The organism is Desulfoconvexum algidum, from assembly GCF_055382125.1.
Genome location: NZ_AP042394.1, coordinates 6831946 through 6856355, shown reverse-complemented (window position 1 = coordinate 6856355; position 24410 = coordinate 6831946). Strand labels below are relative to the sequence as shown.

The following is a 24410-nucleotide window of genomic DNA, read 5'->3' as shown; positions in this document are numbered from 1 at the left end:
AGAATATGGACTATTCCAGGTTATTTATTGAACAATAAGCGTATAAAAAAAAACGAGTAAATGCAAATTAATTGCATCAAAGTTTTTTTTCAAAACCGCCAACCATAATAGATAATACCCAGTATTCATCCTCAGGAGAAAGGATAAATTTGAAAAGAATCAAATCCGATGTACCTTTCGATTCATGGTTTTTAAAAACTGGGAAAACATGCTAAAAAAAATTATAGGTCCTGGCAATCTTTGTCCCATCATTTCTAAATAATTCTGGCCTATAATAACAGGTGTCCAAGAATTGCTGCTGATCGGCTTGGCAGCTTGACTTCCCAGTCAAATTCACATATGAATATGGCTTAGATTTGAACAACATTGGGATATAATTGGCAGGTGCAGCTTCTGTTCCCTTGAGCCTGAGCGAATCCCATGAATATATCCGTTCCAGATGGTAAGGATAATAAAATGAAGATAAATTTTTGCAGCTGTTGCGGTGCACCCATGGAAAAAAAAATCCCCCCTGATGATGACCATCCGAGGTATGTCTGCACCCAATGTAGCCATGTACACTATGAAAACCCCAAAATGGTGGTGGGGTGTCTTCCTATTTTTAAAGACCAAGTATTGATGTGCAAGCGAAATATTGAACCCCGAAAGGGAAAGTGGACCCTGCCGGCCGGGTACCTTGAAAACAAGGAATCTGTCCAGGACGGAGCTCTTCGGGAAACCCTGGAGGAGACAAGGGCCCATGTCAAGATCATTGACACCTATCGATTATTTAATATCGTATTTGTGGATCAGATCTATCTGATATTCCGGGCCCAGATGGAAGATGACCTCTTTGGCCCCACCAGCGAAAGTACAGAGGTGAAATTGTTCAAGGAAGCCGATATCCCCTGGGATGAAATAGCCTTTGAGGTTATCCGACAGACCCTGGTTGATTTTTTCCAGGACCGAAAACAAGGGGCCTATCCATTCAAAATCAAAGATCTGAAACCAAGCCGCTTACAAGATCTCAGGTAATATATCAAACCGGTCAAAGGGGGGCATAATACAGGCCCCGGAAAACAGTTCTTTCGCAAGTGATAGCATTTGCCGGGACTGTTGGATGCCGGTGGCAACCGGGTCGTTGGCGGCTGCCATTTCCCTTTGAAGGGCAGCGGGCACGGCAATGCCTGCCACCTTGTTGTGGAGAAAGCTGGCATGCCTATGGGAAAGCAGGGGTAAAATTCCCATGATGATGGGGATATTGATATGGTTTAGACCCTCCTTAAGTCGCTGGGCGGTTTCCCTGTCGTATACCGGCTGGGTGACGATAAACCTTGCCCCGGCAGCAGCTTTCCTTTCAATTCGATGGATTTCATTTTCAAGCCCGTCCACCTCCGGCCGAAAATCCAGTACAGCACCTGTACAAAGATCTGCCTGTGATGCCATCTGGATAAGCTCAAAGACATTCAAATCATTGATGGTGGTAGTTTTGTTTTCTTTGTTCCGGGCAGAAGGGTCTCCGGTGACAGCAATAATGGTATCAAGCTCCAAAGCCTTGGCACCCCACAGTTCTGCCTGAAGTCCCAATCGGTTATGATCGCGGACCGTGAAATGGAGAATGGCAGGTTTTCCGGTTTTTTCCTGGAGCAAATGGGAAAAAACCATGGCAGACATCCTCGGGTTTGCAACCGGGTTTGACGCCACGCTGAATCCGTCAAAGGCAAGTCGGGTAAGCGCATCCAGCTTGTCCAGAAGTGCCTGACCATCCGCTCCGGCCGGCGGGACCACTTCCAATGTGATTTTAAACTTATTTTTGCTGGAAATTAAAAATGACATAATTTTCCTTTCTTAAATTTAATTAGGATATATTTAGTATGCCCAAAATTTGTTTTCGGGTCAAATAGTATTCGAAGCAAAAGAGGGAGATTGCCATTGTTTTTTTAATTATTTTATTCTTGTGATAAAATTTGTCTAATGATATTGGTTTAATTATTAGATAAACCTTTCTTGATATAAAACAACGATTTCGAATACAAAATAATGGGATTTTTCAACGGTTACTAAGGTTAGGGTTGAACCATCTCTATCAGACAATAGTATCTAGCTTACAGGGGGTAATTTTGGGCTTAAGCTATCGGATGCGTCTTGTTATCGTTTGCATCAGCATTTTTGTGATGGTCGGACTAGGATTTTTATTCAAACGTTTATTGCGCCCTGATTCTTTTGGTGTTTACGGTCCTTATCGGGCAGACGCCATTAATGAAGCACTTGAGGTGCCCATTCGTCACGGTACCAATGATTCTTGTTTTAAATGTCATCCCTTTGAAGCCAAAATTCACAAAGCCGGCCTTCACAAGACCATTTCCTGTGAATTTTGCCACGGGACCTATGCAGATCATGTGGAAGGGGATAAAAAAACAGGCACCCTGCCGGTAAAAACCGGAGACCAGATCACCACCCTTTGTCTGCGGTGCCACAACACTGAAATCAAGGCAAGGTCGGAAGCGGTCATCAAGACCGTTGCCATGCCGGATCATCTCAGGGACCAGCAGGTTAAACTCACCCACACTTGCAATCAATGCCACCATGTTCATGCGCCGCTCAAGTATATCAACCGGGCGAAACAGATCACAGGGCTTATGGAGAAAGGATAATGAAGATAAATGATCCCTCCCCGGACATGAAAAAAAGATCCTTTTTGAAAAATGTACTCAACGGCACCATTGCCGGTTCCCTCTACCTGGTCTATCCCATGGGAGCCGGCAGTCTTGAGACACTGGAACAGATTCCGGGTATAGGGGACGGGGCCTATGATATTCACGCCCAGGAGTTTACCTTTATCGTCGACATTACCCAGTGTATCGGATGCGGGTCCTGCTGTGTGGCAGACAAACGCGAATACAATGTGCCCGACGGCAACTATCGCACCTGGGTGGAACGGTATGTCAAGGGCTTTTCTGATCAGATTTATGTGGACTGCCCCAACGGGGGGCTGGACGGTTACCAGACACCTAGGTCTGATATCAAGGAAGAGATTCGGGACACCTTTTTTGTGCCCAAGCTGTGCAATATGTGCAAGGACGCCCCCTGTGTGCAGGTGTGTCCTGTCGGCGCCACCTTTATCACCCCGGACGGGTTTGTTCTGGTGGATGAAAAACGATGTGTGGGATGTGCCTATTGTATCCAGGCCTGTCCCTATTCCGTCCGGTTTATAAATCCTGTTACCCGGGTGGTGGAGAAATGTACCTGGTGCTATCATCGGGTCAGAAAGGGACTGCTGCCAGCCTGCGTTGAGGTGTGCCCCACCGGTGCCCGCAAATTCGGCAGCCTTAAGGATGAAACCTCAGAGGTTTATAAAATTCTCAAAGGACCGGGCGTTCTGACCGTTCTGAGAAAAGAGATGGGCACCTGGCCCGCATTGTACTACAAGGGTGCCAGAATGGAGGTGGTCTGATGAATACCTTGCTTGCATCCACCGGAATGGTTTCCGATTCAATGGGTCCGGCAAACATGCTGCTGTCCAATTTTGTATTCCCCAATGACTTCCATGTCCACTGGAGCATGATGATTGTTTTGTACCCCTACATCACAGGGCTTGTGGACGGTGCCTTTATCATAGCCGCCCTGTATTATCTTTTTGATGTAAAAAGCCTGCGTCCCGTGGCAAGGTTTTCTCTCTTGTTTGCCCTGGCATTCCTTGCCATTGCCACCCTTCCGTTGCTCCTCCATCTGGGACATCCCGAGCGAAATCTGAACATGCTGCTGACCCCAAACCCCAGTTCGGCCATGGCAGGATTTGGTTATATTTATGCCGTGTCCATGGGGGTTCTGGTCTTTATAATTCTCTTTGTTTATCGTCCAGTGCTGGTGGAACTTCGGTCTACCTCCAAGGGCTGGCTCCAGATGCTGTACCGGGCCATCACCTTTGACAGCATTGATCTGTCCGATGATGCCTTAAAATTAGATGCCAAGATAATCCGGTTTCTAGTGGCGATAGGTATTCCCATTGCCGCTATTCTCCACGGATATGTGGGCTTTATCTTCGGCGGGGTCAAGGCCGTTCCCACCTGGTCCACCCCTCTTATGCCGGTAATTTTTCTTTTTTCAGCCTGTGTCTCAGGGATATCCGCCATCATCCTTGCCTATATTATCATTCGCAAATTTAAATCCCTTTCCATTGATAATGGGTGCATCATCACCATGATCAAAACCCTCACCGGTTTTTTTATTCTGGCATTCTCCTTTGAAATGCTGGAGGTCTTTTCCCATTCTTACTTAAAATCAGGCTACCATCACATGGTGGAGGGCCTTTTAAACGGGGTCCTGGCAAATTCTTTCTGGTTCTGGCAGGTCAAAATCGGGTCGGTTCTTCCCCTCTTGGTCCTGGGTGTTATGGGAATCTTTAAAATGAGATCCTATGTTTACAATTTTCTGGCTGCAGGGGTCTCGGCCATATTGCTGGTCCAGGTGCTGATCATGCGCTGGAATGTGGTCATCGGCGGTCAGCTCATGAGCAAGAGTGCAAGGGGATATACCGAATTCCATCCCCTGTGGTTTGATAAGGAGGGAATCATTGCCGTGATCGTTGTCATGGCCGTTCCCTTTGCCATCCTCTTTGTCCTCGGGAAAATATTTCCCTTTTGGGCAGACGACAAGGAGGGGTAAGTTTAAAATATAAGGGGTAACCACAGACCAAAAAAAAGGCAAAAAGACCGGGAAGGGAGGTGATTTGGGGCGTTATTTCAGAGGCGTTGCAGAAGAGCGGTGAGGGCCGTGGGGCTGCGACATACACCTAATATTTTTGGAGGAATGTGATCATGACTTTTTTAAGGTCATTCTTGGTGTTTACAATTTTGTGCATTTTTACGGCAGGGACGGCACTGGCATTGACCGAAGAGTCCTTTGACGTTAAAAATCCAAAAGTTCAGGAAATGAACAAAAAATGCATCACCTGTCATTTAAAGGAAAACAAATCCATCGTCATGCAATGGGAGAACTCTGCCCATGCAGCTGCCAAGGAAGGCCAGGTGGGGTGTTACAATTGCCATGCGGCCAACGAGGGTGATGAAATGGGGTACCAGCACGAAGGTGCCTTTATCAAGGCCATTCTTTCTCCCAATGACTGCGCCAAATGCCATGAACCTGAGGCAAAGGAGATGGCCATTTCCCACCATGCAACCGCCGGCGAAATCATGGCATCCCTGGACAATATGCTGGCCGAAGTGGTGGGCGGCATGCCCAACAACAAGGGGAATATGGCCAGCGGCTGCTGGCAGTGCCACGGGACAGTGGTTTCCCTGAAGCGGGACAAGGAGGGCAAACCCCTGCGGTCCAAAACAGATGCCCCCCAAATGGATTACAATACCTGGCCCAATTCCGGGATTGGCCGTATCAACCCCGACGGCAGCAAAGGGGTTTGTAATGCCTGCCATTCCAGGCATGATTTTAGTGCATCCCGTGCAAGACAACCGGAAAATTGCGGTAAATGTCATCTGGGTCCGGACCATCCCCAGAAAGAAATCTATGAAGAATCCAAACACGGCATTGCATACTACACCGCAGAAAAAGGCAACACCCCCAACGGCATGAATATCTACAAGGACGGTTCCTGGGTTTTAGGGGATGACTACCATACCGCCCCCACCTGTTCCACCTGCCACATGGGCGCTTTTGTCAAGCTCAACGGCGCTGTGGCTAAAAACAGCCATAACGTGGGGGACAGACTTTCCTGGAACCTGAGAGCCCCGGTTTCTTCCAAATTAAACCGGGTCACTTTTACCGATGGGTCGGTGACCGATGTCACCGGTGACATACCGCCCCGCCCAGGTCAGACGGCAATGAAAAAATCCTATGTCCGTAAAGGAGACAGGCTCAAAAAGCAGGTTGAAGAAAAAACAATTGCAAGTGTTGTTTCCTGGAAACAAAGACGGGAATCCATGCAGGAAGTCTGTAAATCCTGCCACGGCATCAACCATGTCAAAGATTTTTATTCCCAGTTCGATGACCTGGTAAATCTCTACAATGATAAATTTGGGAAACCAGGCCTTGAAATTGTCAAAATGCTGAAAAAAGACGGTATCTGGAAAAACAGCGGATTTCAGCACAAAATCGGTTATACCTGGTTTGAGATCTGGCACCACGAGGGCAGACGAACCCGGATGGCAGCGGCCATGTTTGCACCGGATTATACCCATTGGCACGGGTTGTATGAGGTCTCCCGAAATTTTTACCAGGAGTTCTTACCCGAGGTCCAGGAAATGGCAGACCATGCCGGTATGGGCGAAAAATATAAAACACACATTGCCGCCCTCCTGGCAAAACCCGAGCATCTATGGATAAAAACCGGAGGATCTGCCGAGACCATGAAGCTCATTGAAGAAGAAAATAAGCTGCGGTATAATCAATAAGCCAATAGATTATTTTGCAAAAGAAACAACACGTATCCCAGGCAGGAAGATTGTTACGGGTCTTCCTGCCTGGCTCATTTAAGCAAAGGATATTATGGGTAAAATATCGGGTATAATCGCTGTATGTTCAGCCCTGTTTTTCATGGCAGGTGTTTCAAGTGCACAGGAGCAGGATCAACTTTTCAACCAGGTTGAAAAATTGAAGATCCAACGGCAGGGATATGTGCTAGGGGGCCAATTGACAGAGGATCAGCAGGCGATAGCGGCCAAAAATCCTTTGGAGGCGGTTTCCAAAAAGGTGTTTAAATTCAGGGATAAAAACCTGAACATTGTGGCAGACAAGGAAACGCTTCGAGTGCTTGTCATGTTTGAGCAGTTTGAACGCTTATCCCAACATCAGGTTCAGGGCAAGGTCGGAGAATTGTTCATGGCCTATGAAGACCCAACAATATCCGCCCATGACAAGGTGGTCTACTGGGCCTGGGGCAAAAAGGAAAAATTTACTGCTGCCCAGTTTGACATGGCCAGGGAAAAAAAGAAACCGCTGGCCATTATTGCCACGGTGAAATTCAATTCCGAAATTAAGATCATGGATAAAAATGAAACCCAGGCCATTGGTGATGTCTATTATATTATTAGTTCAGATCCCCTGCTCAAGTTTTTCCATGATAGCTGATTTCCAGTGGCGACCCCGGGTCATTCCCCCCGAAAATGCAGACAAAAGAAACCGATATTTTATAAAATTTTGGTTGAGTTCTCTCGTTTTATTGCCTATGAATAGGTTTTATTTCCTAAAAAGAGAGGGTGGCGGGATGACATGTTTTTTGTCACGATTATTTCTGGTCCTGGGTATGATTTTGACCTTCATGGTTTCCCCTGCATCGGCACAAGATCCCCTCCCGGCTGAGTCGTCGAAAATCACCACTGACACTCCTTTAAACACAGGTGTGTTGCGGTTTGGTATCCATACTTCCAAAATTGGAAGTTTTGATCCGGCTTATGCGAGAGGATCAGAAGATTATACCTTTGCAGACATGGTCTATAATAGTCTTCTCCGATATGTTCCCGGGAGTTCCTCCCAGCTGGAGCCGGATATTGCCATAAAAATGCCGGAATTTGAAATCCAAAACAATAAACAGATCTGGACCATCCAACTGCGCCGGGGCATTTTTTTCCATGGGGGACCCTATAGCCCCCCCTATGAATTGACAGCTGAAGATGTGGTCTATTCCCTTGAAAAAGCAGCGAATCCTTTACGCAATCCAAATTTTGGCGGATATACAGGCATGAAATTTGAGATTCTGGGACCCCATACCCTTGAAATCATATTGGAAAAACCCATGTCACCCCTCTTTTTTTTCCCCCTCATTGCCAACCGGGAGGGGGGCTTTATTGTCAGCAAACAGGCCATTGAAAAAGGAGGGTATGATAATTTCAAACAACATCCTGTGGGAACCGGCCCTTTTATGTTCAGCCGTTACACTGCTGGAGACAAACTGGTCCTAACCGCCAATAAAAATTATTTTCGCGGGAAACCACAGCTTCAGGGAGTTGAAATTTATTTTATCCCGGACAATAAACGTCGGGAAGCCGCCTACAAAAATGGGCTGGTGGATGTGATATACGGGGTGGGGGATCCAGGATGGATTACAAAAATGAAAACCTGGCCGGATACGATTGTGGATGTGTTTGGCCCTGGGGTTACAGGATTGTTTCATTTTAATACGTCCATAAAGCCCATGGATGATATCCGGGTCAGGCAGGCAATTTGCCTTGCCCTGAACAGGGAGCTATTTCTGGCAGCCAGCAGTAAACAGCTGGTCAAAAAGGTCTATGCACCCATGTCCTCTGAGTTTTTGCCCGGTGGCCTTGCCAATGAAAAGATAGTCCACCTGGGGCTGGTAACCGGTACGAATCTTGAAAAAGCAAAAAAATTGCTGGCCCAGGCCGGATATGCCCAGGGTTTTTCCATGGATCTTGTGACATCGGAAAAACGACTTTACCGTAAGAGTTACGAAATTTTACAACGGCAGCTTGAAAAAATCGGTATCACGGTCAACCTCCAGGTAATGGCCCATTCCCAAATGCACCAGCAGATCCGCCAGAATCTGAACGCCATTGTGCTTTATTTTACATTCCGCCCCAATGCAGACGCTTATCTGAGGGGATTTTTTCACTCTGATTCCATTGTTAAAACCGGGATAAAACCCCATACCAATTTTTCCCATTACACCAAAATTGATAAGCTCCTTGACGATGCCCTCAAGGCCATTAGCCCCAAAACGCAGATCAACCTCTGGGAGCAGGCCCAGATCAGAATCCTCCATGACGTCATGGTCTATCCCCTGTTCAATATAAACCAGTGCACAGTTCGAAGAGACACGGTTGATTACGGACATCCTCTGATTTCAACCCTGGCAGGTTACCCCCTGTTTAATGAAAACACCCGGATTAAAGATTAAGGATAGGATTAGCCATGATTAAAATTGTTCTGGATCATTTCCCCTCCTGCACCAGCATTTTACTGACAGAGCCGGGCCGGGATAAGATTTTCTGATCATGAAATCTGTGCTTCCGCCAGCGCCGCCGGTTCGTAAAGTTCCTTGGCAGACGAAACTGTTCCCGTTTTTAAAATGGTTCCCCCTCGTCAACAGGATATCCCTGCGTGCAGATCTTGGGGCGGGCCTGACAGGTGCCTTCATTGTCCTGCCCCAGGGCGTTTCCTTTGCAATGATTGCGGGACTGCCCGCTGAATACGGTCTTTACACCGCCATTGTCCCCCCCATTATTGCCGCTCTTTTCGGATCTTCCCGCCATCTGATCAGCGGGCCGACCACAGCCCTTTCCATTATTGTCTTTGCAACTCTCAGCCCCCTTGTGGAACCCGGCTCTGCCAATTACATTACCCTGGTGCTGACATTAACTTTTCTTGCCGGTATTTTCCAACTGGCCTTCGGCCTTGCCAGGCTCGGCACGGTTCTCAATTTTGTTTCCCATTCCGTCATTGTCGGGTTCACTGCCGGCGCTGCCGTTCTCATTGCCACCGGCCAGATGAAATATGCACTGGGGATACATATCCCCAATGGATCTTCCCTGCTTGCCAGCTGGGCGATCATTCTTAAATCCTATGGCCAGATCAATGGATACGAGCTATCGGTCGCCCTGGTCACACTGGTCTGTGGTGTGGGATTAAAAGCGTACCGGTCCCGCTGGCCAAGCTTCTTAATTGCATTGATTGTCGGCAGCCTGTTCGCTTTTTTCATCCAGGGCAGCGACCATGGGATCAGAGTTCTGGGCTCCCTGCCCGGCCGTTTGCCCCCGCTTTCAATGCCGGACCTGACCCTTGACACCATTCGAATGCTGGGTCCTGGGGCACTGGCCATCGCACTTCTGGGACTCATTGAAGCCTCATCCATTGCAAGGGCCATCACCGTACAGTCAAAACAGCACATTGATGGAAACCAGGAGTTTATCGGACAGGGACTTTCAAATATCATCGGCTGTTTTTTTTCAGGATATGCCAGTTCCGGTTCCTTCACCCGATCCGGCGTTAATTACGAATCCGGGGCAGTGACCCCCCTATCCAGTATTTTTTCAGCATTTTTTTTAACGGCAATCGTCTTGCTCATTGCTCCGCTGACGGCCTGGCTGCCCTTGTCAGCAATGGGGGCTATTATCCTGGTTGTGGCATTCAAATTGATTGATGTTCGCCACATCCGGGAAATTCTAAAAAGCAGCCGATCCGAATCTCTGGTTCTTGCCGTGACTTTTTTGGGGACACTGTTGTTTGATCTTGATTTTGCTATTTACACCGGCATTCTTCTTTCCCTGGCCATATATCTGACCCGAATGTCACATCCTAGGATACAATCGCTTGTCCCGGACCCCAGTGGGCCCCGGCGCCGCATGAAGGATATCGCCGCAGGTGAGCTTCCCGAATGCCCCCAGTTAAAAATTATCCGCATCGACGGGTCCCTGTTTTTCGGCGCTGCCAATCATGTTTCGGAAATTTTTGAAGAAATTGACAGTGACGCACCAAAGGATCTTCTCATTGTGGGACCCGGGATCAGCTATATCGATGTCTCAGGTTCTATGATGCTGGTTCAGGAAGCACAAAGACGACGGTCCCTGAACAAAGATCTGTATCTGTGCCGCCTGAGCCGGGAAGTGCTCAATTTTCTAGAAACCGGTGGGTATCTCCGTGAGCTCCATGGGGAAAATATTTTCCAATCAAAACAGATCGCCATATCCCACATCGTTTCAAAACTGGATCCCGCTGTCTGCGATTCCTGTCCCTATAAAATTTTTAGCGAATGTCCCCGTGATTAATCTTCCATGTCTATTTCCATGGAATTAAACCAATATCCGCTCCCCGAAGCATGATCCAGTTGAATCTGAACCAATTCCACGTGACCCTGCTCAATTTCATAGAATTTTTTAAGGATTTCTTTCACCTGACCCGTGGAATTATCACAGGCTTTTTTATAAAATTGGCTGGTTTCAACTTCCAGGACCAGGGCCGCATTCAAGACCCGCTTGATATCCCCCAGCATATGTTCTGGAATTTTTTCCTTCATACGGCTGACATCCTCATCAACGGCTAAAGAAAGGGCGGGTGCCGGTGCTTTACGATCAATTTCCCTGGCCGAGGCCAACCGATCCAGGCTGTATTCTAAAAACTCCACATGGGATTGTTCATCAGCCGCCAGGTCCTTAAAAAGGTCTTTTCCCCTGGGATCATCAATGGTGTCCACAGCAGACAGGTAGAGATCTCGGATTTTTTTTTCATAGGTAAGCGCACTTTTAAAAATGTCTTGAGAATCCATATTTCCTCCGATATTACAGCGATTCCCGAAAACTTTGGGGATCCGCCAGATTTAAGAAAAACCATCTTCCCGATCATCAGAAAAGAGTAGTCTCATGGGGTAACAATCCTTTCAGGATGAGTGAATACAGCAAAATTGGTTCGCCGGATAAAGCCTGTAATAGTAATGCCCATTTCCTCGGCCAGCAAAACACTCTGGTGGGTGGGTGCCCCCCGGGATGCCAGAACGGGAATGGAAAGCCGCCTTGCCTTGTGCAAAATTTCCGAAGAGATCCTGCCCGTGCTGAGCAGCACAAGCTCCCTGGTATCTGCCTTAGCCATGAGCAGGGTGCCGATGAGTTTGTCCACGGCATTGTGGCGTCCAATATCATCAATGTGAAATTGGGGGATGGCACCCTTCACACTGATGGCTGCGGAATGGACCCCACCAGTATGGTTGTGAAGGTTAGAACAATTCTGGAGCCAGTGCATGGCCGCAATAATCTTTTCCCCGTCAATCCGAACCTGACTGTCAATGGGGTGCCGGGCGGAAAGCTCCATCATGGAGGTGTACATCACCCCTTTGCCGCACCCGGAGGTATAAACCCGCTGGCCGAGCAACTCGGGATCAACAAAGTTTTTTACCCGGACGTCCACCCGCCATTTTTTTTCGTCGCATTCATAGGCAAGAATATCATCTGCTTCTTTAATGAATCCTGAAGTAAAGAGGAATCCATAGGTATACGCTTTTAAATGGGAGGGAGTGCACATGAGAGTGGCAACTTCATGGCCATTGACCACAAAGGTCAAAGGAATTTCCACTGCCACAACCGTTTCTTCCTCAAACATCTGCTCTCGTTTATACCGGGTAATGGTATAAGGGATCATCTCTCCCAGTGGTGTCTCGGTGCTCACTCGTATTTCCCTCGTTTGTCTGATCCTCGTTTGCCGGATCCTCGTTTGCCGGATCCTCGTTTGCCGGATCTTTGATGAAGATTCAATTTACCACCCATTGAAGCCGTTTGCAATAACCTAGCCCGGTACCAAAATTTTATTTACTTTCAATTGCCCTGATACTTGTTTTACACAGGGCAGTATTCTTAATAGCTTTTGACGTTTTTTGTCGAATCAAGTAGGATGGTTTTTCTATGGCGAATAAAAAGGAAAAAACAATCAAACCAATGGGAAAAATTCATATCGCAGCCAGGGGAACGGGGTGGCTTTGTATTGAAAAGCCTGCCGGAATAAGTGTTCACAATGAGCCGGGCAACGATATTGTGTCCATTCTGGGTGCCCAGTTTCCCCACAATGATCCAAAAAAAAACCTGCTTCAGCCGGTCCACCGACTGGACAAGGACACCAGTGGCCTGCTGTTGCTGGCCACGGAATCCGAGGTGCTGACCCGTTTGTCCGCAATGTTTGCCCAGGGTGAGGTCAAAAAAAAATATCTGGCCCTGGTCCATGGAACCTTTGATATGAACGCTGAAACAACCTCTCTCTGGGACACCCCTTTGTCAAAGGAGGCCGGGGGCAGAAACAACCCCGCAGGCAAAGGAAAAAAAGTAACGGCCATGACCCGATACACGCTTCTGGAACACAGCCCCCACTATGCACTTTTGGAAATTGAACTTCTAACCGGGCGCAAGCACCAGATACGCCGCCACGCAAAACTTGCAGGACACCCCGTCACAGGGGACAGCCGCTACGGATCCCAGCGGTCCATCCAGTTTTTAAAGGAACGCTGTAATTACCACCGCCTGGGCCTCCATGCCTTCCAACTTTCATTCCAGGACGAATCTTCACAGGTTTCGATCACCTCGGATATGGTTCCCTTGGAAATGAACGCCCTATTGGAACAGGATCGGGCACAAGACCGGTGAAAACAAGGTCAGTGAGACCTAGGAATCGGCCATAATTTTCACATTGACCCGCCGGTTTCTCGGGCCGTCAAATTCACAAAAAAAAATTCCCTGCCAGGTGCCCAGGACCAGGGACCCATTTTCAAGGGGAATCATCTCCGAAGGGCCAAATAGGCTGACCTTAATATGGGCGGCGGAATTGCCTTCCATGTGCTTAAAATGATCATCCCAGGGGATCACACGGTTGATGGTGTTTAAGATGTCCTTTTCAACGGCAGGATCGGCATTTTCATTGATGGTGATTGCAGCGGTTGTGTGCAGGGAGCAGACATGGACCAGGCCGTTTTGGATCTTGGATTCTTCAACCACGCGACGCACCTGGGCGGTGATGTCGACCATCTGAGTTCTGGCATTGGTTTTTACAGAAATTTGCATTCGCCGATCCTTATGGGAAAACCGTGGGAGGAACAAAAGGGTTCCGTCCCACGGCAGATTAAAGCACTGGCTATTCTCTTACAAGAACTCTGGCAGCATTTACGATATTTTCAGGGGAGAACCCATACTTTTTGAGCACAGTTCCACCGGGTGCCGAGGCACCATATCGGTCAATACCGATGATCTCACCGTTCATTCCCACATATTTGTGCCATCCCATACTGACTCCGGCTTCAACGGCCAATCTTTTTGTCACATTGGAAGGCAGAATTCTTTCCCTGTAAGGGGCCGGTGCCCGATCAAACAATTCCCAGGAAGGCATGGAGATAACAGAGGCCGTAATATTATATTCTTCGTCCAGAATCCGGGCCGCTTCCACACAGATATGCACCTCAGATCCCGATGCCAGCAGCAGCAGATCTGCTTGTTTGCCCGTATCTTTGACGACATAAGCGCCATGGTTTAACTCTCCGTCCTTGTGGGATACATCCAGGATGGGCAGTTTCTGGCGGCTCAGGATCAAGGCGGTGGGAGAATTCATGGTGACCAGGGCCAGCTTCCAGGCAAGGGCAGTTTCATTGGCATCTGCCGGCCGGATCACGGTAAGGCCCGGAATCGCTCGCAGGGATGCCAGCTGTTCCACGGGCTGGTGGGTGGGACCATCTTCCCCCACGGCAATCGAGTCATGGGTAAATACATAGATAAGGGGCAATCTCATCAAACTTGCCACCCGGATAGCGCCCCGCATATAATCGGCAAAGACCAGGAATGTTCCGCCATAGGGCCGGATTCCTGAATGCAGATACATACCGGACATGATGGCGCCCATGGCATGCTCCCGCACACCAAACCGGATATTTCTACCCTCCCAGGCATCTCGTTGAAAAACAGAGGCATTGTTAAGATAGGTCTTGTTGGAGGGGGCAAGATCGGCAGATCCGCCCATGAGCACGGGCAAGGCATCGGCAATGGCATTTAAGACCTGTCCAGATGCTGCCCGGGTGGCGATGGGGCCGTCCTCGACTTTAAATACCGGGATGTTCAGATCCCATCCCTGGGTCAAAAATCCGGAAACGGCATCCACAAAGTGGCCTGCCTTTTCAGGGTAATTCGTTTTATACCCGTCAAAAATTTCCTGCCAGGAATCTTCAAACCCCTGGCCAAAGTGAATGGCTTTTCTACAGTTTTCCAATACCGCTTCGGGCACATAAAATGTTTTGTCCGAAGGAACCCCGTAAAATTCTTTGACCAGGCGGATCTCTTCGTCTCCCAGGGGGGAACCGTGGGCATCCGAGGTGTCCTGCTTGTTGGGGCTGCCATAGGCAATATGGGTGGAAACCTTGACCAGGGTGGGCCGTGCCACGTCATCCTTACCCGCCTGGATGGCTTTTTGAATCGCTTCCAGATCATTGCCGTCTGCCACTTCAACCACATGCCAGTTCATGGCCTCAAATTTTGTCCGGACATTTTCCGTAAAGGCAATATCAGTGGCACCTTCAATGGTGATGGCGTTGTCATCATAAATCAGGATCAACCGTCCAAGGCCCAGGTGACCGGCAAGGGAAACCGCTTCCATGGTCACGCCTTCCATGAGATCCCCGTCACCGCACATGGCATAGGTGTGGTGGTCGATCAACTCCCCGTCCTCCTCATTAAACCTTGCTGCCAGATGACGTTCGGCAATGGCCATGCCCACGGCATTGGCAACCCCCTGACCCAGGGGGCCTGTGGTGGTTTCAACCCCGGGGGTGTGCCCGTATTCGGGATGCCCCGGTGTTCTGGATTCCCACTGTCTGAAATTTTTCAAATCCTCAAGTTCCAGCCCATACCCGAATAAATATAAAAGGCTGTACAGCAGGGAAGAGGCATGCCCCCCGGACAATACAAACCGGTCTCTATCAATCCAGGAGGGATTTTTGGGATTCTGTTTCAAAAATCGTTTGAACAGCACATAGGCCGCAGGCGCTAGCCCCATGGGAGCACCCGGGTGGCCTGAATTTGCACGCTGAACAGTGTCCATGCAAAGGGTTCTAATGGTGCTGACGGTTAATTGGTCAATGTTTTCTCTGGCTTCTGCCATCTTAATTTTCTCCTGTTGTTTAATTTGGGTGTTACTTAATTTGGGTGTTACAAGGCTCTCATGGATTCGGGCTTTAAGCGTATATTTCCTTTAAGGGCCTGTGATATCAATTCAAGTGTTTGTTCTTTGTCCCGGGGCAACCTGGCCCGGATGGGCAAATAATTAGACGCATGGTTTGCATGGAAAAGCCCGTCGGTCAAATGGGTGGCAGCAATCATCTGCCCCAGCTCGGCCAGCATCTCTTCCGGGTTGATGAGGACAAAATCCCCTCGTTCATATTGGTCGTTGAGTTCGGTTCCGGGAACGAGCATCAGGCTCAATGCCCCTACAAAATCTGGATCCATGGCCGACAACACCCTTCCGGTTTCCCGGGCATGTATCATGGATCTCACTCTCCCCCCCAGGCCGACCAAAACGGTCACCGACAATTTGATCCCTGCGGCTTTGACCCGTCGGCCCATTTTAATCATTTTCTCCGCATTGGCCCCCTTGCAAACATCCTTGAGCACGGTGTCATCCCCGGACTCAAGTCCCATGTAAGCAATGTCCACCCCAAGGGCTTTTAATTCTTCAAGTTGTTCATCGGTTTTCATGCCAATCCCCTTGGTATTGGCGTAGAGTCCGACCCTTTCCACCCAGGGCAGGCGCTCTTTAATTCTTTCAAGAATAGGAACCAGTCGCCGCTGGGGGATGATCATGACATCCCCGTCGCAGAGAAACACACGATTCTGGTGACGGCAATTTTGCCTGGCAAATTCAATATCCTTAAAAATAATCTCATCTTTTTTGATGTTGAATCGTTTTTGCCGGAAGGTACCGCAGAAGGTGCATTTATTATGGGAACAGCCCAGGGTGACCTGCAGTAAAATACTGTTTGCCTCGCTGGGCGGGCGGATGATCATTCCTTCGTAGTGCATTTGGCAATCCCCTAAAAAGTCAAAACCTACTTTTAACAGGTATTGGTTGAAAATTCAATATCTTGATTCATTTTAAGGCGGAAGCAAGGTTGCAAGTTGCCCCTTTTTGAGCAACCCTTCGGATCTCTAAAACATCAGGGAAGGATCAAGGTCCGGTGCAGTTGATATAGCATTTGATAAAGATATGCGATTATGGCATTATGTACCAATGCTGGAAAAAAATTGTAAGATATCGGGTCAATCCATGTCCGTAATCCTCAATGACAGGATTAATTAACATGAAACAAGATGGTGGATTAATCAGGAACTGGCAACTTCATCACCTGACGTTACCAGATTTAGAAGGGTTCGAGGAACATTTTTTAGCGACTTTCCCCAACGCCTTGCTTGATCCTGGACCTCTGAAGTTCAGTGGTACGGTTATTGAAGATTCAGCAGGTAGATATAAACCTGGATGGCACATGATCTCATCTTATATCTGCTCAATTGATAGGGAAAGAGGGGTTATTGAAACAATGAATACCATTTACAAAGTTATTGATGAAGGCAATGATGAGCTGCCGGATATGGGTAACGATATTTTAAACGTTTTATACAAAGATCCCAAAAAATAATAAAGTGATTGCTTTATCAACCGTCCCTGTAAGCCCTTAATCAAAATGCGTTGACTTCTTTTCCCAGGGATTATATTTGAGCCCTATTTGTCATTGGGAGTGAAAGCCATTTATGGTGTAATAAAAAAATATCGGAATTAAATCTGTCCGATTCTGAGGAAAACAATGGATATTGAAACACTATTATACGAACGAAGCGAATCTAAATGTGAATTATGCGGTATGGCTGAAGGCTTGGGAGTGTATGAAGTTCCGCCCAGGTCAACAAAAAGTGCCGATGATAGCATTCTTGTTTGTGAAACCTGTCATGAACAAATTGAGGACCCAAAAAAAATGGAGGTTCCTCACTGGCGCTGCCTCAACGACAGCATGTGGAGCCAGGTACCTGGCGTCCAGGTGATGGCATGGCGACTGCTCACCCGACTGAAAGGCGAAGGGTGGCCCCAGGACCTGCTGGACATGCTCTACCTGGACGAAAAAACCCTGGCCTGGGCCCAGGCCACGGGTGAAGGGGAAGCCGCTGACCCGACACTCAAGTATGTGGATTGCAATGGGGTTGAACTTGCCGCTGGTGACACCATCACCGTGATCAAGGATTTAGATGTAAAAGGAACCTCTTTTACGGCAAAACGGGGGACTGCTGTCCGGGGAATTTCCCTGGTGACCGGTAACCATGAGCAGATTGAGGGCCGTGTGAAGGGCCAGCAAATCGTCATTTTAACCAAGTTTGTTAAAAAATCAAAATAAGATTAATAAGATAAACGAGATATGGAAAGACCATGACAGACACTCCCTTTGAAATGGGCCCCATACGGCCGGTGGATGAAGCAGACAGCCTTTTAATCCGTACCACCCGGGGCTGTCCCTGGAACCGTTGCTCCTTTTGCACCCTGTACAAGGGGATGACATTTTCCTTAAGATCGGTTGCTGATATTAAACAAGATATTCTGGCCGCCAAGAATTATTTTAACGGTCATCCCTTTGAAACCTGTTTTCTTCAGGACGGGGACAGTTTTGTCATGGGAACAAAGGACTTGGTTGCGGTGCTGGAATCCCTGAGAAAGGCCTTTCCGTCGCTCAAACGAATCTCAAGTTACGGCCGAGCCCAAACCATGGCCAAAAAAAATCCGGCTGACATGCGGGCGATTCGGGCGGCCGGGTTGAACAAACTTTATTGCGGTATGGAGTCCGGCTCTGCCCAGGTTTTAAAAAATGTCAAAAAGGGGATTACTCCAGAAACCATTATTCACTCCGCCCACATGGCAAAAGAGGCCGGCATGGAAATGACCCAGTTCATTATCCTGGGGCTGGGGGGAAGGGAACTGACCGAGGAGCATGCCATTGAAACCGCAAGGGTTCTCAATGAAATAAACCCCGATGATATCCGATTGCTGACCATTGGGGTGAAATCTGATTCCGATCTTGGCCTGCAAATGGCGGAGGGTCGCTTCACCCTGCCCTCGGAAGCTGAAATCATCAAAGAACAGCGGCTGCTCCTTGAAAATTTGGAAGGGATTGAAAGCCATTATGCCAACCATCACAGTGTGGACCTGCTCCTTGAGGTCAGGGGACAATTGCCCCGGGATAAGGCCAGACTCCTGGCTGTTCTGGACCGATTTCTGGGCCTTGACCCCAAAGATCAGATTAATTTTACCCTGGGCCGACGCCTGGGATATTATCAGCGACTCTCTGACATGGACAATGGGCTCACCTTTGATTTTGTTGAACGCCAGGCCCAAAAAATACGGGAGGGGGATGAGTCCTTTGAAGAAATTTTTCACCGCCTTAGAACACAGGTGATCTAAGAGAGGAGGAAAAGGACTTTTCGGTCTTGCCTAGGAGGCCATTAACTTTTTTTTAAGCCCGGACAGGCGCAGGGATGTTTTGTTGTTTTGAAAGGCAATTTCAAGGGCCCGGCTCGCCCCCACAATGATGACCAGGTGTTTGCCCCGGGTCATGGCGGTATACAATAAATTTCGCTGGAGCATGGGAAAATGGGCTGTTGTAAGCGCAATGATAACTGCGGCGTATTCAGACCCTTGGGATTTATGAACCGAGATGGTATAGGCCAGGGTCAGCTCGTCCAGTTCCAGAAGGTCATAGGAGACAATGCGGCCGTCATAGTCCACCAGCACGCGGCCCTCGGAACGGCTGATTTCGTGTACCAGACCGATATCCCCGTTAAACACATCTTTTTCATAATTATTTTTCAAATGCATCACCTTGTCCCCAGGTTTAAAGACAAGTCCCCGGTTCTCAATGCCCTCCTTGGCATCATTGAGAACAGCCTGGAGCCGCTGGTTCAGGTTGATGGTGCCGGCCTCACCCTTGTGCATGGGGGTGAGAACCTGGATTTCGTCGATGTGGGGAAAGGCTGCCGGAATCCTTTTTGAACACAGTTCCAATATGGTCTCTACCACCTTTTGGGGGGTCTGATTTTCAATAAAATAAAATTCAGACTTGTCCGGGGTTGCCGCCTTAAAATCAGGCATCTTCCCATTGCGAAGACTGTGGGCATGCATGACAATGGGGCTTTCCTTGGCCTGGCGGAAAATTTTGGTCAAAGAGAAAACCCGGACCCGTTCCGAGGCAATAATGTCGGACAGCACATTTCCCGGCCCCACAGACGGCAGTTGAAAGGTATCTCCCACAAGGATGAGACAGGCCATGGCCGGCATGGCTTCCACCAGGTGATACATGAGAAGGGTATCCACCATGGACGCCTCATCCACCACAAAAACATCCAGGTCCAGGGGATTGGTAAAATTTCTATCAAAACTTTGGCTCTCATGGTCAAATCCCAGAAGCTTGTGCAGGGTAAAGGCTTTTTTCCCGGTCACCTCGGACAGACGCCGGGCAGCCCGGCCCGTGGGAGCGGCCAGGACCACGGTCAGGTTCAGTTTTCGAAATACCGTGCAAAGGGCCCGGACCAGGGTGGTTTTCCCGGTGCCCGGTCCCCCGGTGATGACGGCAATCTTCTGCTGCAATATCTGGGTAACCACATCCAGCTGCTCCTGGGACAACTTGACGGCAAGGCTTGTCAATACCTCTTCCACGATCTGGGCTTCACTGATGTTGTAATCAATCACCTTCAAGGTTAAAAGGGCTTTGATCCGGGAGGCGATCCGACTTTCTGCCCTGAAAAGCCTGGCCAGATATACCTTTGTCCTATCCGCTTCATTGGGTTCCGGCGCTTGATCCGAATCCTGGGTGGCGTTTTTGTCGGGAAAAGATTTTTCATCGATCTCGCCATTGGGAACTGCATCGGGAACTATATTGGGCACTTCAACCACCACCTCTTTTGAAATTGTCAACGCCGTAAGAGGGGCTTCAAACAACTCCCTGCCCACCCCTCCCATCCGGGAGCAAGAAGCAAAGAGAAATGATTTCCGGGCATAGACATGGCCCTCCTGTTCCTCGATAAGCAATTGGCAGATCAGACAGGCCGCAAGCCTTTTCTTATCCTCCCGTTCAATGCCAAGCCCCTGGGCAATGATATCAGCAGTCTGGAAACCAAACCCCGGAAGATCCTTTGCAATGAGATAGGGATCTTTCGTAAGAACGTTCAGGGCCTCGGTCCCATAGGTTTTTAAAATAGGTCCGGCATGCAGAGCCCCCACCTGATTGTCCTGGAGAAACTGCATGACCCGCCGCACCGAGTGATGACGGTTCCAGGCCTTTTCGATAAGCCCCTGTTTGGCCTTGCCAATGCCATGGATGGTTAAAAGTTTGTCCGGTTGATTTTCAATGATTTCCAGGGTCTGCTCCTTAAAGGCGTCCACAATTTTAGTGGCAAGCCCCTTGCTGATACCTTGTATCATGCCGGACCCAAGATAACGCCTGATCCCGGCGAGGCTTGCCGGCAGGGTTACCTGGTAGGTGGCTGCTTCGAACTGATCCCCGTATTTAGGATGGGATATCCAGCGGCCGGTAAGACTCAGGCTTTCGCCTGGGGCCACCCCGGCCAGATGGCCGACCACGGTAATGGGATCATGGATACCGTCCACCCGGATTTTACAGACAGTATAATGATTTTCCGGATTTTGAAAGGTGAGGTGGGATAAAACCCCTTTGACGGTAATCATGAAGGCTTCAGGTGGGGGTTGATCCAACGAGCCGCTTCAAACAGATAATCTTCCCTTTTTTGTCCTTTACTCTGCAACGGCATAGGCTCGTTCAAACCCTTCGGTCATGAGACGTTCGCTGAATTGGTTCGCCTCTGTCAGCTTGGCAAACTTGCCGATTCTGACCCGGTAAAACTGACCCCGGTCATCCTCATAGGGGATGATATGGGCATTCAGATAGGTAGCGGCTAATTTTTTGCGATAGGTTTCCGCATTGGTTTTTACCTTAAACGCCCCCACCTGGACGGTGAAATTGCCCTGCCAATAATCAAGGGGTTTAAAGGTGATCGGCTCCTTGGTTTTCTTGGAATAAGCGGTTGCCTTTCCAAGGGCCGTTACCACTACCCGGGCCGTGCCCGGCCCCACCATCCCCAATTTTTTGGCACCGGTATAGGACATGTCAATGATTCGACCCCTGACAAAAGGCCCCCTGTCATTGACGCGCACGATAATTTCCTGGTGGGTGTCACGATTGTAGACCTTTACCCAGGTTCCCATGGGAAGGGTCTTGTGGGCGGCGGTCAGGGCATACATATTATAGGTTTCACCATTGGAGGTTTTTCTGCCGTGAAATTTTTTCCCATACCAGGAAGCAACCCCTTGTTCCACATACCCATGGGCACTGGCCATGGGGGTATACTGTTTGCCTTTTATGGTATAGGGTCTCTGGGTGGCAGGAGACTTGCTGCTTCCCGAGGATTTTACCGGCTGATTCTTTCCGTAATCATAGGGGGCGTCCAGTCGTTTGGAACATCCAAAGGTAAGGATCAGGGAAAAAATGAGCAGGAACACGCCAACTTCAATGGGGGACAGGGGGAATTGTTTTTTTGTCATATATCCAATGCTTTTTTTAATACATCTTCCATTTTATCGGTGAAGAAGACGTCCATATTGTCCTTTATATGGGCAGGCACATCTTCCATGTCTTTTTTATTCCACAGGGGTAAAATAAGGTTTTTTATCCCGGCCCTGTGGGCTGCAATCACTTTTTCCTTTACCCCGCCCACGGGCAGCACCTCACCCCTCAGGGTGATCTCACCGGTCATGGCAAGCCTGGGGCGTACCCGTTTGCCACAAATCAAAGAAACCAGGGCGGTGAGCATGGTAACACCTGCTGAAGGACCATCCTTGGGAATGGAGCCTTCGGGCACATGGATATGGATATCATGATTTTCAAAAAATGTCTCATCCACCTTTAATTTTTCACAATTGGCCCGGATAAAGCTTAGGGCGGTGCTGGCGGATTCCTTCATCACATCCCCCAGCTGACCGGTAAGGGTAAGCCCCTTGTTTCCGCGCATGGCAACCGCCTCAACAAAAAGGATTTCTCCGCCGAAAGGAGTCCAGGCAAGTCCGACAACCACCCCGGGACTCTTGATCCTCAAGGCAAGGTCCGGCATATTTTGAACCGGACCCAAATATTCTTTAATCGTATCCTGGCGGATCACCAGGGCACTCGCTTCTTCCTCGGCAATCTTGGCAGCCACCCCCCGGCAGATCGCCCCGATTTTTCGTTCCAGGTTTCGCAACCCTGCCTCCCGGGTATAACCGGAAATAATCTTTTTAACAGCCCCCGGGGTAAACCGTATCTGGTGGGTCAAAAGCCCGTTGGCCTCCCGCTGCCGGGGGATTAAATACCGGGTGGCAATTTTAAGTTTTTCATCTTCGGTGTACCCGTTGAGTTCCAGCACCTCCATTCTATCCCGCAGGGGGGCCGGAATGGTGTGGAGAACATTGGCCGTGGTGAGGAACATGACATCTGACAGGTCAAAGGGCACATCCAGATAATGATCGGTAAAGGAAAAATTTTGTTCCGGATCCAGAACTTCCAGGAGGGCTGAGGAGGGGTCTCCGTGGTAGGAGGAACTCACCTTGTCAATCTCGTCCAGCATAAAGACGGGATTATTCGTGCCCGCCTGTCTCAATCTCTGGATAATTCGCCCGGGAAGGGCTCCCACATAGGTTCTTCTATGGCCTCGAATTTCCGCTTCGTCCCGGACGCCGCCCAGGGCGATCCGGACAAATTCCCGGCCCAGGGCCTTGGCAATGGACCGGCCCAAAGAGGTTTTCCCCGTTCCAGGGGGGCCTGAAAAACAGAGAATAGGTCCCTTGGAATCTTTTTTTAATTTCCGGACAGCCAAATACTCCAGGATGCGTTTCTTCGGGTTTTTAAGACCATAATGGTCCTGGTTCAAGACCCGTCTCGCTTCGGAAATGTCTAGCCGGTCCCGGGATTTTTCATGCCAGGGCAAAGAGGTTAGCCAGTCCAGGTAGGTGGTAGCCACCACATATTCAGAGGAAGAAGGTTGCATGCGGGACAGGCGATGCAGCTCGCGTTCCGCCTCTTTTAGGGATTCCCCGGGCAGGTTCTTTTCTTCGATCAGGGCCTTATATTCCCGAAGTTCAATTCGTTCATCCTCGGTTTCTCCCAGTTCTTCTCGGATGGCTTTGAGCTGATGGCGAAGGTAATATTCCCGCTGGCGTTTGTCCATGTCTTCTTTGACCTGGTTTTGGATCTTGGATCCCATCTCAAGGATTTCAAGCTGATCATTGACCAGGCGGGTCACCTTTTTCAGGCGGAGGTTGACATCCAGCAGCTCAATGACCTTTTGTTTCTCCATTACCGGCGCATTGATGGTGGAGGCCACCATGTCTGCAAGTACATTGGGCTCCTGGAGGGACTTGATCATATGTCCCATCTCCGAGGGCAGACCCGGTGAAAGGGCAACAATTTTTTCATATTGTTCCACAATATTGGCCATGAGCGCCCGGTTCTCTTTGTTCCGATCGGCATTTCTGTTTTCCATGACCTCAATTTCCGCCTGCATATATTGCTTGCCCGGGAGAAATTTGACCGCCTTGAACCGATCCAGTCCCTGGATGAGCAGCTGGGCCTTCTCATCCTCCATCTTGGACATTCTTAAAATCATGGCCACGGTGCCGATGCGGTGGAGATCGTCTGTCCTGTGTTTTGAGTCCAGATCAGACCGTTTTGATAATAAAAGGCCCAGCATCCGGTTCCCGGCCATGGCTTCATCAATCAGCTCAATGGCCTCCTTTTGAATCAACACCAGGGGCAGCACCATCTTGGGAAACAAATTGGTGTCGACTATGGGTAGGATCGGAATTTTTTTGGGGATGCTGTCGGTTGTTATGTTGGCTGAGGGATGTCTCAGTTCATCCATTCTGAT

At 49.0% G+C, this 24410-nt stretch carries 21 protein-coding genes; 12 read left to right on the top strand and 9 right to left on the bottom strand.

The annotated features are described in order from the left end of the window. Window positions 1-456 precede the first annotated feature (456 nt). Entirely contained in the window at window positions 457-1014 is a 558-nt protein-coding gene (locus ACZ45G_RS30875) for an NUDIX hydrolase (RefSeq protein WP_464174485.1), read from the top strand. Here the strand turns inward: ACZ45G_RS30875 and ACZ45G_RS30870 are convergent. Further along, a complete protein-coding gene (locus ACZ45G_RS30870; RefSeq protein WP_464174484.1) occupies window positions 997-1815 on the bottom strand; it encodes a methylenetetrahydrofolate reductase in 819 nt (272 codons plus the stop codon). The genes ACZ45G_RS30875 and ACZ45G_RS30870 overlap by 18 nt on opposite strands. 284 nt (window positions 1816-2099) lie before the next feature. Between ACZ45G_RS30870 and ACZ45G_RS30865 the strand changes: the two genes are divergently transcribed. The 7 genes from ACZ45G_RS30865 to ACZ45G_RS30835 all read left to right on the top strand — a co-directional run bounded on the left by ACZ45G_RS30865 (window position 2100) and on the right by ACZ45G_RS30835 (window position 10715). Further along, window positions 2100-2633, top strand: a complete 534-nt coding sequence (locus ACZ45G_RS30865) for a hypothetical protein (RefSeq protein ID WP_464174483.1) — start codon at window positions 2100-2102, stop codon at window positions 2631-2633. Continuing rightward, on the top strand, window positions 2633-3433 hold the full coding sequence (locus ACZ45G_RS30860) for a 4Fe-4S dicluster domain-containing protein (RefSeq protein WP_464174482.1): 801 nt from the start codon (window positions 2633-2635) through the stop codon (window positions 3431-3433). Before ACZ45G_RS30865 ends, ACZ45G_RS30860 begins: the two co-directional genes overlap by 1 nt. After that, complete coding sequence (gene nrfD / locus ACZ45G_RS30855; RefSeq protein ID WP_464174481.1) at window positions 3433-4644, top strand: NrfD/PsrC family molybdoenzyme membrane anchor subunit; 1212 nt, start codon at window positions 3433-3435, stop codon at window positions 4642-4644. Before ACZ45G_RS30860 ends, nrfD begins: the two co-directional genes overlap by 1 nt. Window positions 4645-4796: 152 nt before the next feature. Beyond that, window positions 4797-6386 carry a multiheme c-type cytochrome gene (locus ACZ45G_RS30850; RefSeq protein ID WP_464174480.1) on the top strand — a complete coding sequence of 530 codons (1590 nt, stop codon included), beginning with the start codon at window positions 4797-4799 and terminating at the stop codon, window positions 6384-6386. Window positions 6387-6480: 94 nt separating this feature from the next. After that, window positions 6481-7062: a hypothetical protein gene (locus ACZ45G_RS30845; RefSeq protein WP_464174479.1), complete on the top strand. Its 582-nt coding sequence runs from the start codon at window positions 6481-6483 to the stop codon at window positions 7060-7062. 148 nt (window positions 7063-7210) lie between these two features. Next, window positions 7211-8848 (top strand): ABC transporter substrate-binding protein, encoded by a 1638-nt coding sequence (locus tag ACZ45G_RS30840; RefSeq protein WP_464174477.1) that lies wholly within the window; start codon window positions 7211-7213, stop codon window positions 8846-8848. Window positions 8849-8945: 97 nt separating this feature from the next. Continuing rightward, the gene (locus ACZ45G_RS30835; protein WP_464174476.1) at window positions 8946-10715 is read left to right on the top strand and encodes a SulP family inorganic anion transporter; all 1770 of its coding nucleotides are present in this window, start codon (window positions 8946-8948) and stop codon (window positions 10713-10715) included. Here ACZ45G_RS30835 and ACZ45G_RS30830 read toward each other — a convergent pair. Both ACZ45G_RS30830 and fdhD read right to left on the bottom strand, forming a co-directional pair. Further along, window positions 10712-11212, bottom strand: a complete 501-nt coding sequence (locus ACZ45G_RS30830; protein WP_464174475.1) for a ferritin-like domain-containing protein — start codon at window positions 11210-11212, stop codon at window positions 10712-10714. The two genes, ACZ45G_RS30835 and ACZ45G_RS30830, sit on opposite strands and share 4 nt — an antisense overlap. Before the next feature lie 92 nt (window positions 11213-11304). Further along, window positions 11305-12105 carry a formate dehydrogenase accessory sulfurtransferase FdhD gene (fdhD, locus tag ACZ45G_RS30825; protein WP_464174474.1) on the bottom strand — a complete coding sequence of 267 codons (801 nt, stop codon included), beginning with the start codon at window positions 12103-12105 and terminating at the stop codon, window positions 11305-11307. Window positions 12106-12338: 233 nt separating this feature from the next. Between fdhD and ACZ45G_RS30820 the strand changes: the two genes are divergently transcribed. After that, window positions 12339-13070 carry an RluA family pseudouridine synthase gene (locus ACZ45G_RS30820; RefSeq protein ID WP_464174473.1) on the top strand — a complete coding sequence of 244 codons (732 nt, stop codon included), beginning with the start codon at window positions 12339-12341 and terminating at the stop codon, window positions 13068-13070. Window positions 13071-13088: 18 nt separating this feature from the next. Here the strand turns inward: ACZ45G_RS30820 and ACZ45G_RS30815 are convergent, their stop codons facing one another. The 3 genes from ACZ45G_RS30815 to ACZ45G_RS30805 form a co-directional block, all read right to left on the bottom strand. After that, the gene (locus ACZ45G_RS30815; RefSeq protein WP_464174472.1) at window positions 13089-13484 is read right to left on the bottom strand and encodes a secondary thiamine-phosphate synthase enzyme YjbQ; all 396 of its coding nucleotides are present in this window, start codon (window positions 13482-13484) and stop codon (window positions 13089-13091) included. A 70-nt stretch (window positions 13485-13554) separates the two neighbouring features. Then, window positions 13555-15564, bottom strand: coding sequence for a transketolase (gene tkt, locus ACZ45G_RS30810; RefSeq protein ID WP_464174470.1), 2010 nt, complete (start codon window positions 15562-15564; stop codon window positions 13555-13557). Window positions 15565-15611: 47 nt separating this feature from the next. Next, entirely contained in the window at window positions 15612-16481 is an 870-nt protein-coding gene (locus tag ACZ45G_RS30805) for a radical SAM protein (protein WP_464174469.1), read from the bottom strand. 278 nt (window positions 16482-16759) lie between these two features. Between ACZ45G_RS30805 and ACZ45G_RS30800 the strand changes: the two genes are divergently transcribed. The 3 genes from ACZ45G_RS30800 to ACZ45G_RS30790 all read left to right on the top strand — a co-directional run bounded on the left by ACZ45G_RS30800 (window position 16760) and on the right by ACZ45G_RS30790 (window position 18900). Beyond that, complete coding sequence (locus ACZ45G_RS30800; protein WP_464174468.1) at window positions 16760-17095, top strand: hypothetical protein; 336 nt, start codon at window positions 16760-16762, stop codon at window positions 17093-17095. Between the two features lie 165 nt (window positions 17096-17260). After that, entirely contained in the window at window positions 17261-17842 is a 582-nt protein-coding gene (locus ACZ45G_RS30795) for a PhnA domain-containing protein (RefSeq protein WP_464174466.1), read from the top strand. 32 nt (window positions 17843-17874) lie between these two features. Next, on the top strand, window positions 17875-18900 hold the full coding sequence (locus ACZ45G_RS30790; protein WP_464174465.1) for a B12-binding domain-containing radical SAM protein: 1026 nt from the start codon (window positions 17875-17877) through the stop codon (window positions 18898-18900). Window positions 18901-18930: 30 nt separating this feature from the next. Here the strand turns inward: ACZ45G_RS30790 and recD2 are convergent, their stop codons facing one another. From recD2 to lon, 3 genes are read right to left on the bottom strand one after another with little or no spacing between them, the layout of a single operon-like run. Continuing rightward, entirely contained in the window at window positions 18931-21207 is a 2277-nt protein-coding gene (gene recD2 / locus ACZ45G_RS30785; RefSeq protein ID WP_464174464.1) for an SF1B family DNA helicase RecD2, read from the bottom strand. Between the two features lie 39 nt (window positions 21208-21246). Continuing rightward, a complete protein-coding gene (locus ACZ45G_RS30780) occupies window positions 21247-22053 on the bottom strand; it encodes a septal ring lytic transglycosylase RlpA family protein (protein ID WP_464174463.1) in 807 nt (268 codons plus the stop codon). Beyond that, entirely contained in the window at window positions 22050-24404 is a 2355-nt protein-coding gene (gene lon / locus ACZ45G_RS30775; protein WP_464174462.1) for an endopeptidase La, read from the bottom strand. The genes ACZ45G_RS30780 and lon overlap by 4 nt, the downstream gene beginning before the upstream one ends. Window positions 24405-24410: the final 6 nt, after the last annotated feature.

Bases quoted from the DNA above. Each gene is read 5' to 3' on its own strand.
- ACZ45G_RS30875 (WP_464174485.1), top strand. From the start codon at position 457: ATGAAGATAAATTTTTGCAGCTGTTGCGGTGCACCCATGGAAAAAAAA.
- ACZ45G_RS30800 (WP_464174468.1), top strand. From the start codon at position 16,760: ATGAAACAAGATGGTGGATTAATCAGGAACTGGCAACTTCATCACCTG.
- ACZ45G_RS30795 (WP_464174466.1), top strand. From the start codon at position 17,261: ATGGATATTGAAACACTATTATACGAACGAAGCGAATCTAAATGTGAA.
- ACZ45G_RS30780 (WP_464174463.1), bottom strand. From the start codon at position 22,053: ATGACAAAAAAACAATTCCCCCTGTCCCCCATTGAAGTTGGCGTGTTC.
- ACZ45G_RS30790 (WP_464174465.1), top strand. From the start codon at position 17,875: ATGACAGACACTCCCTTTGAAATGGGCCCCATACGGCCGGTGGATGAA.
- ACZ45G_RS30860 (WP_464174482.1), top strand. From the start codon at position 2,633: ATGAAGATAAATGATCCCTCCCCGGACATGAAAAAAAGATCCTTTTTG.
- ACZ45G_RS30850 (WP_464174480.1), top strand. From the start codon at position 4,797: ATGACTTTTTTAAGGTCATTCTTGGTGTTTACAATTTTGTGCATTTTT.
- ACZ45G_RS30815 (WP_464174472.1), bottom strand. From the start codon at position 13,484: ATGCAAATTTCTGTAAAAACCAATGCCAGAACTCAGATGGTCGACATC.
- tkt (WP_464174470.1), bottom strand. From the start codon at position 15,564: ATGGCAGAAGCCAGAGAAAACATTGACCAATTAACCGTCAGCACCATT.
- ACZ45G_RS30820 (WP_464174473.1), top strand. From the start codon at position 12,339: ATGGCGAATAAAAAGGAAAAAACAATCAAACCAATGGGAAAAATTCAT.
- ACZ45G_RS30830 (WP_464174475.1), bottom strand. From the start codon at position 11,212: ATGGATTCTCAAGACATTTTTAAAAGTGCGCTTACCTATGAAAAAAAA.
- lon (WP_464174462.1), bottom strand. From the start codon at position 24,404: ATGGATGAACTGAGACATCCCTCAGCCAACATAACAACCGACAGCATC.
- ACZ45G_RS30835 (WP_464174476.1), top strand. From the start codon at position 8,946: ATGAAATCTGTGCTTCCGCCAGCGCCGCCGGTTCGTAAAGTTCCTTGG.
- ACZ45G_RS30805 (WP_464174469.1), bottom strand. From the start codon at position 16,481: ATGCACTACGAAGGAATGATCATCCGCCCGCCCAGCGAGGCAAACAGT.
- nrfD (WP_464174481.1), top strand. From the start codon at position 3,433: ATGAATACCTTGCTTGCATCCACCGGAATGGTTTCCGATTCAATGGGT.
- ACZ45G_RS30870 (WP_464174484.1), bottom strand. From the start codon at position 1,815: ATGTCATTTTTAATTTCCAGCAAAAATAAGTTTAAAATCACATTGGAA.
- ACZ45G_RS30845 (WP_464174479.1), top strand. From the start codon at position 6,481: ATGGGTAAAATATCGGGTATAATCGCTGTATGTTCAGCCCTGTTTTTC.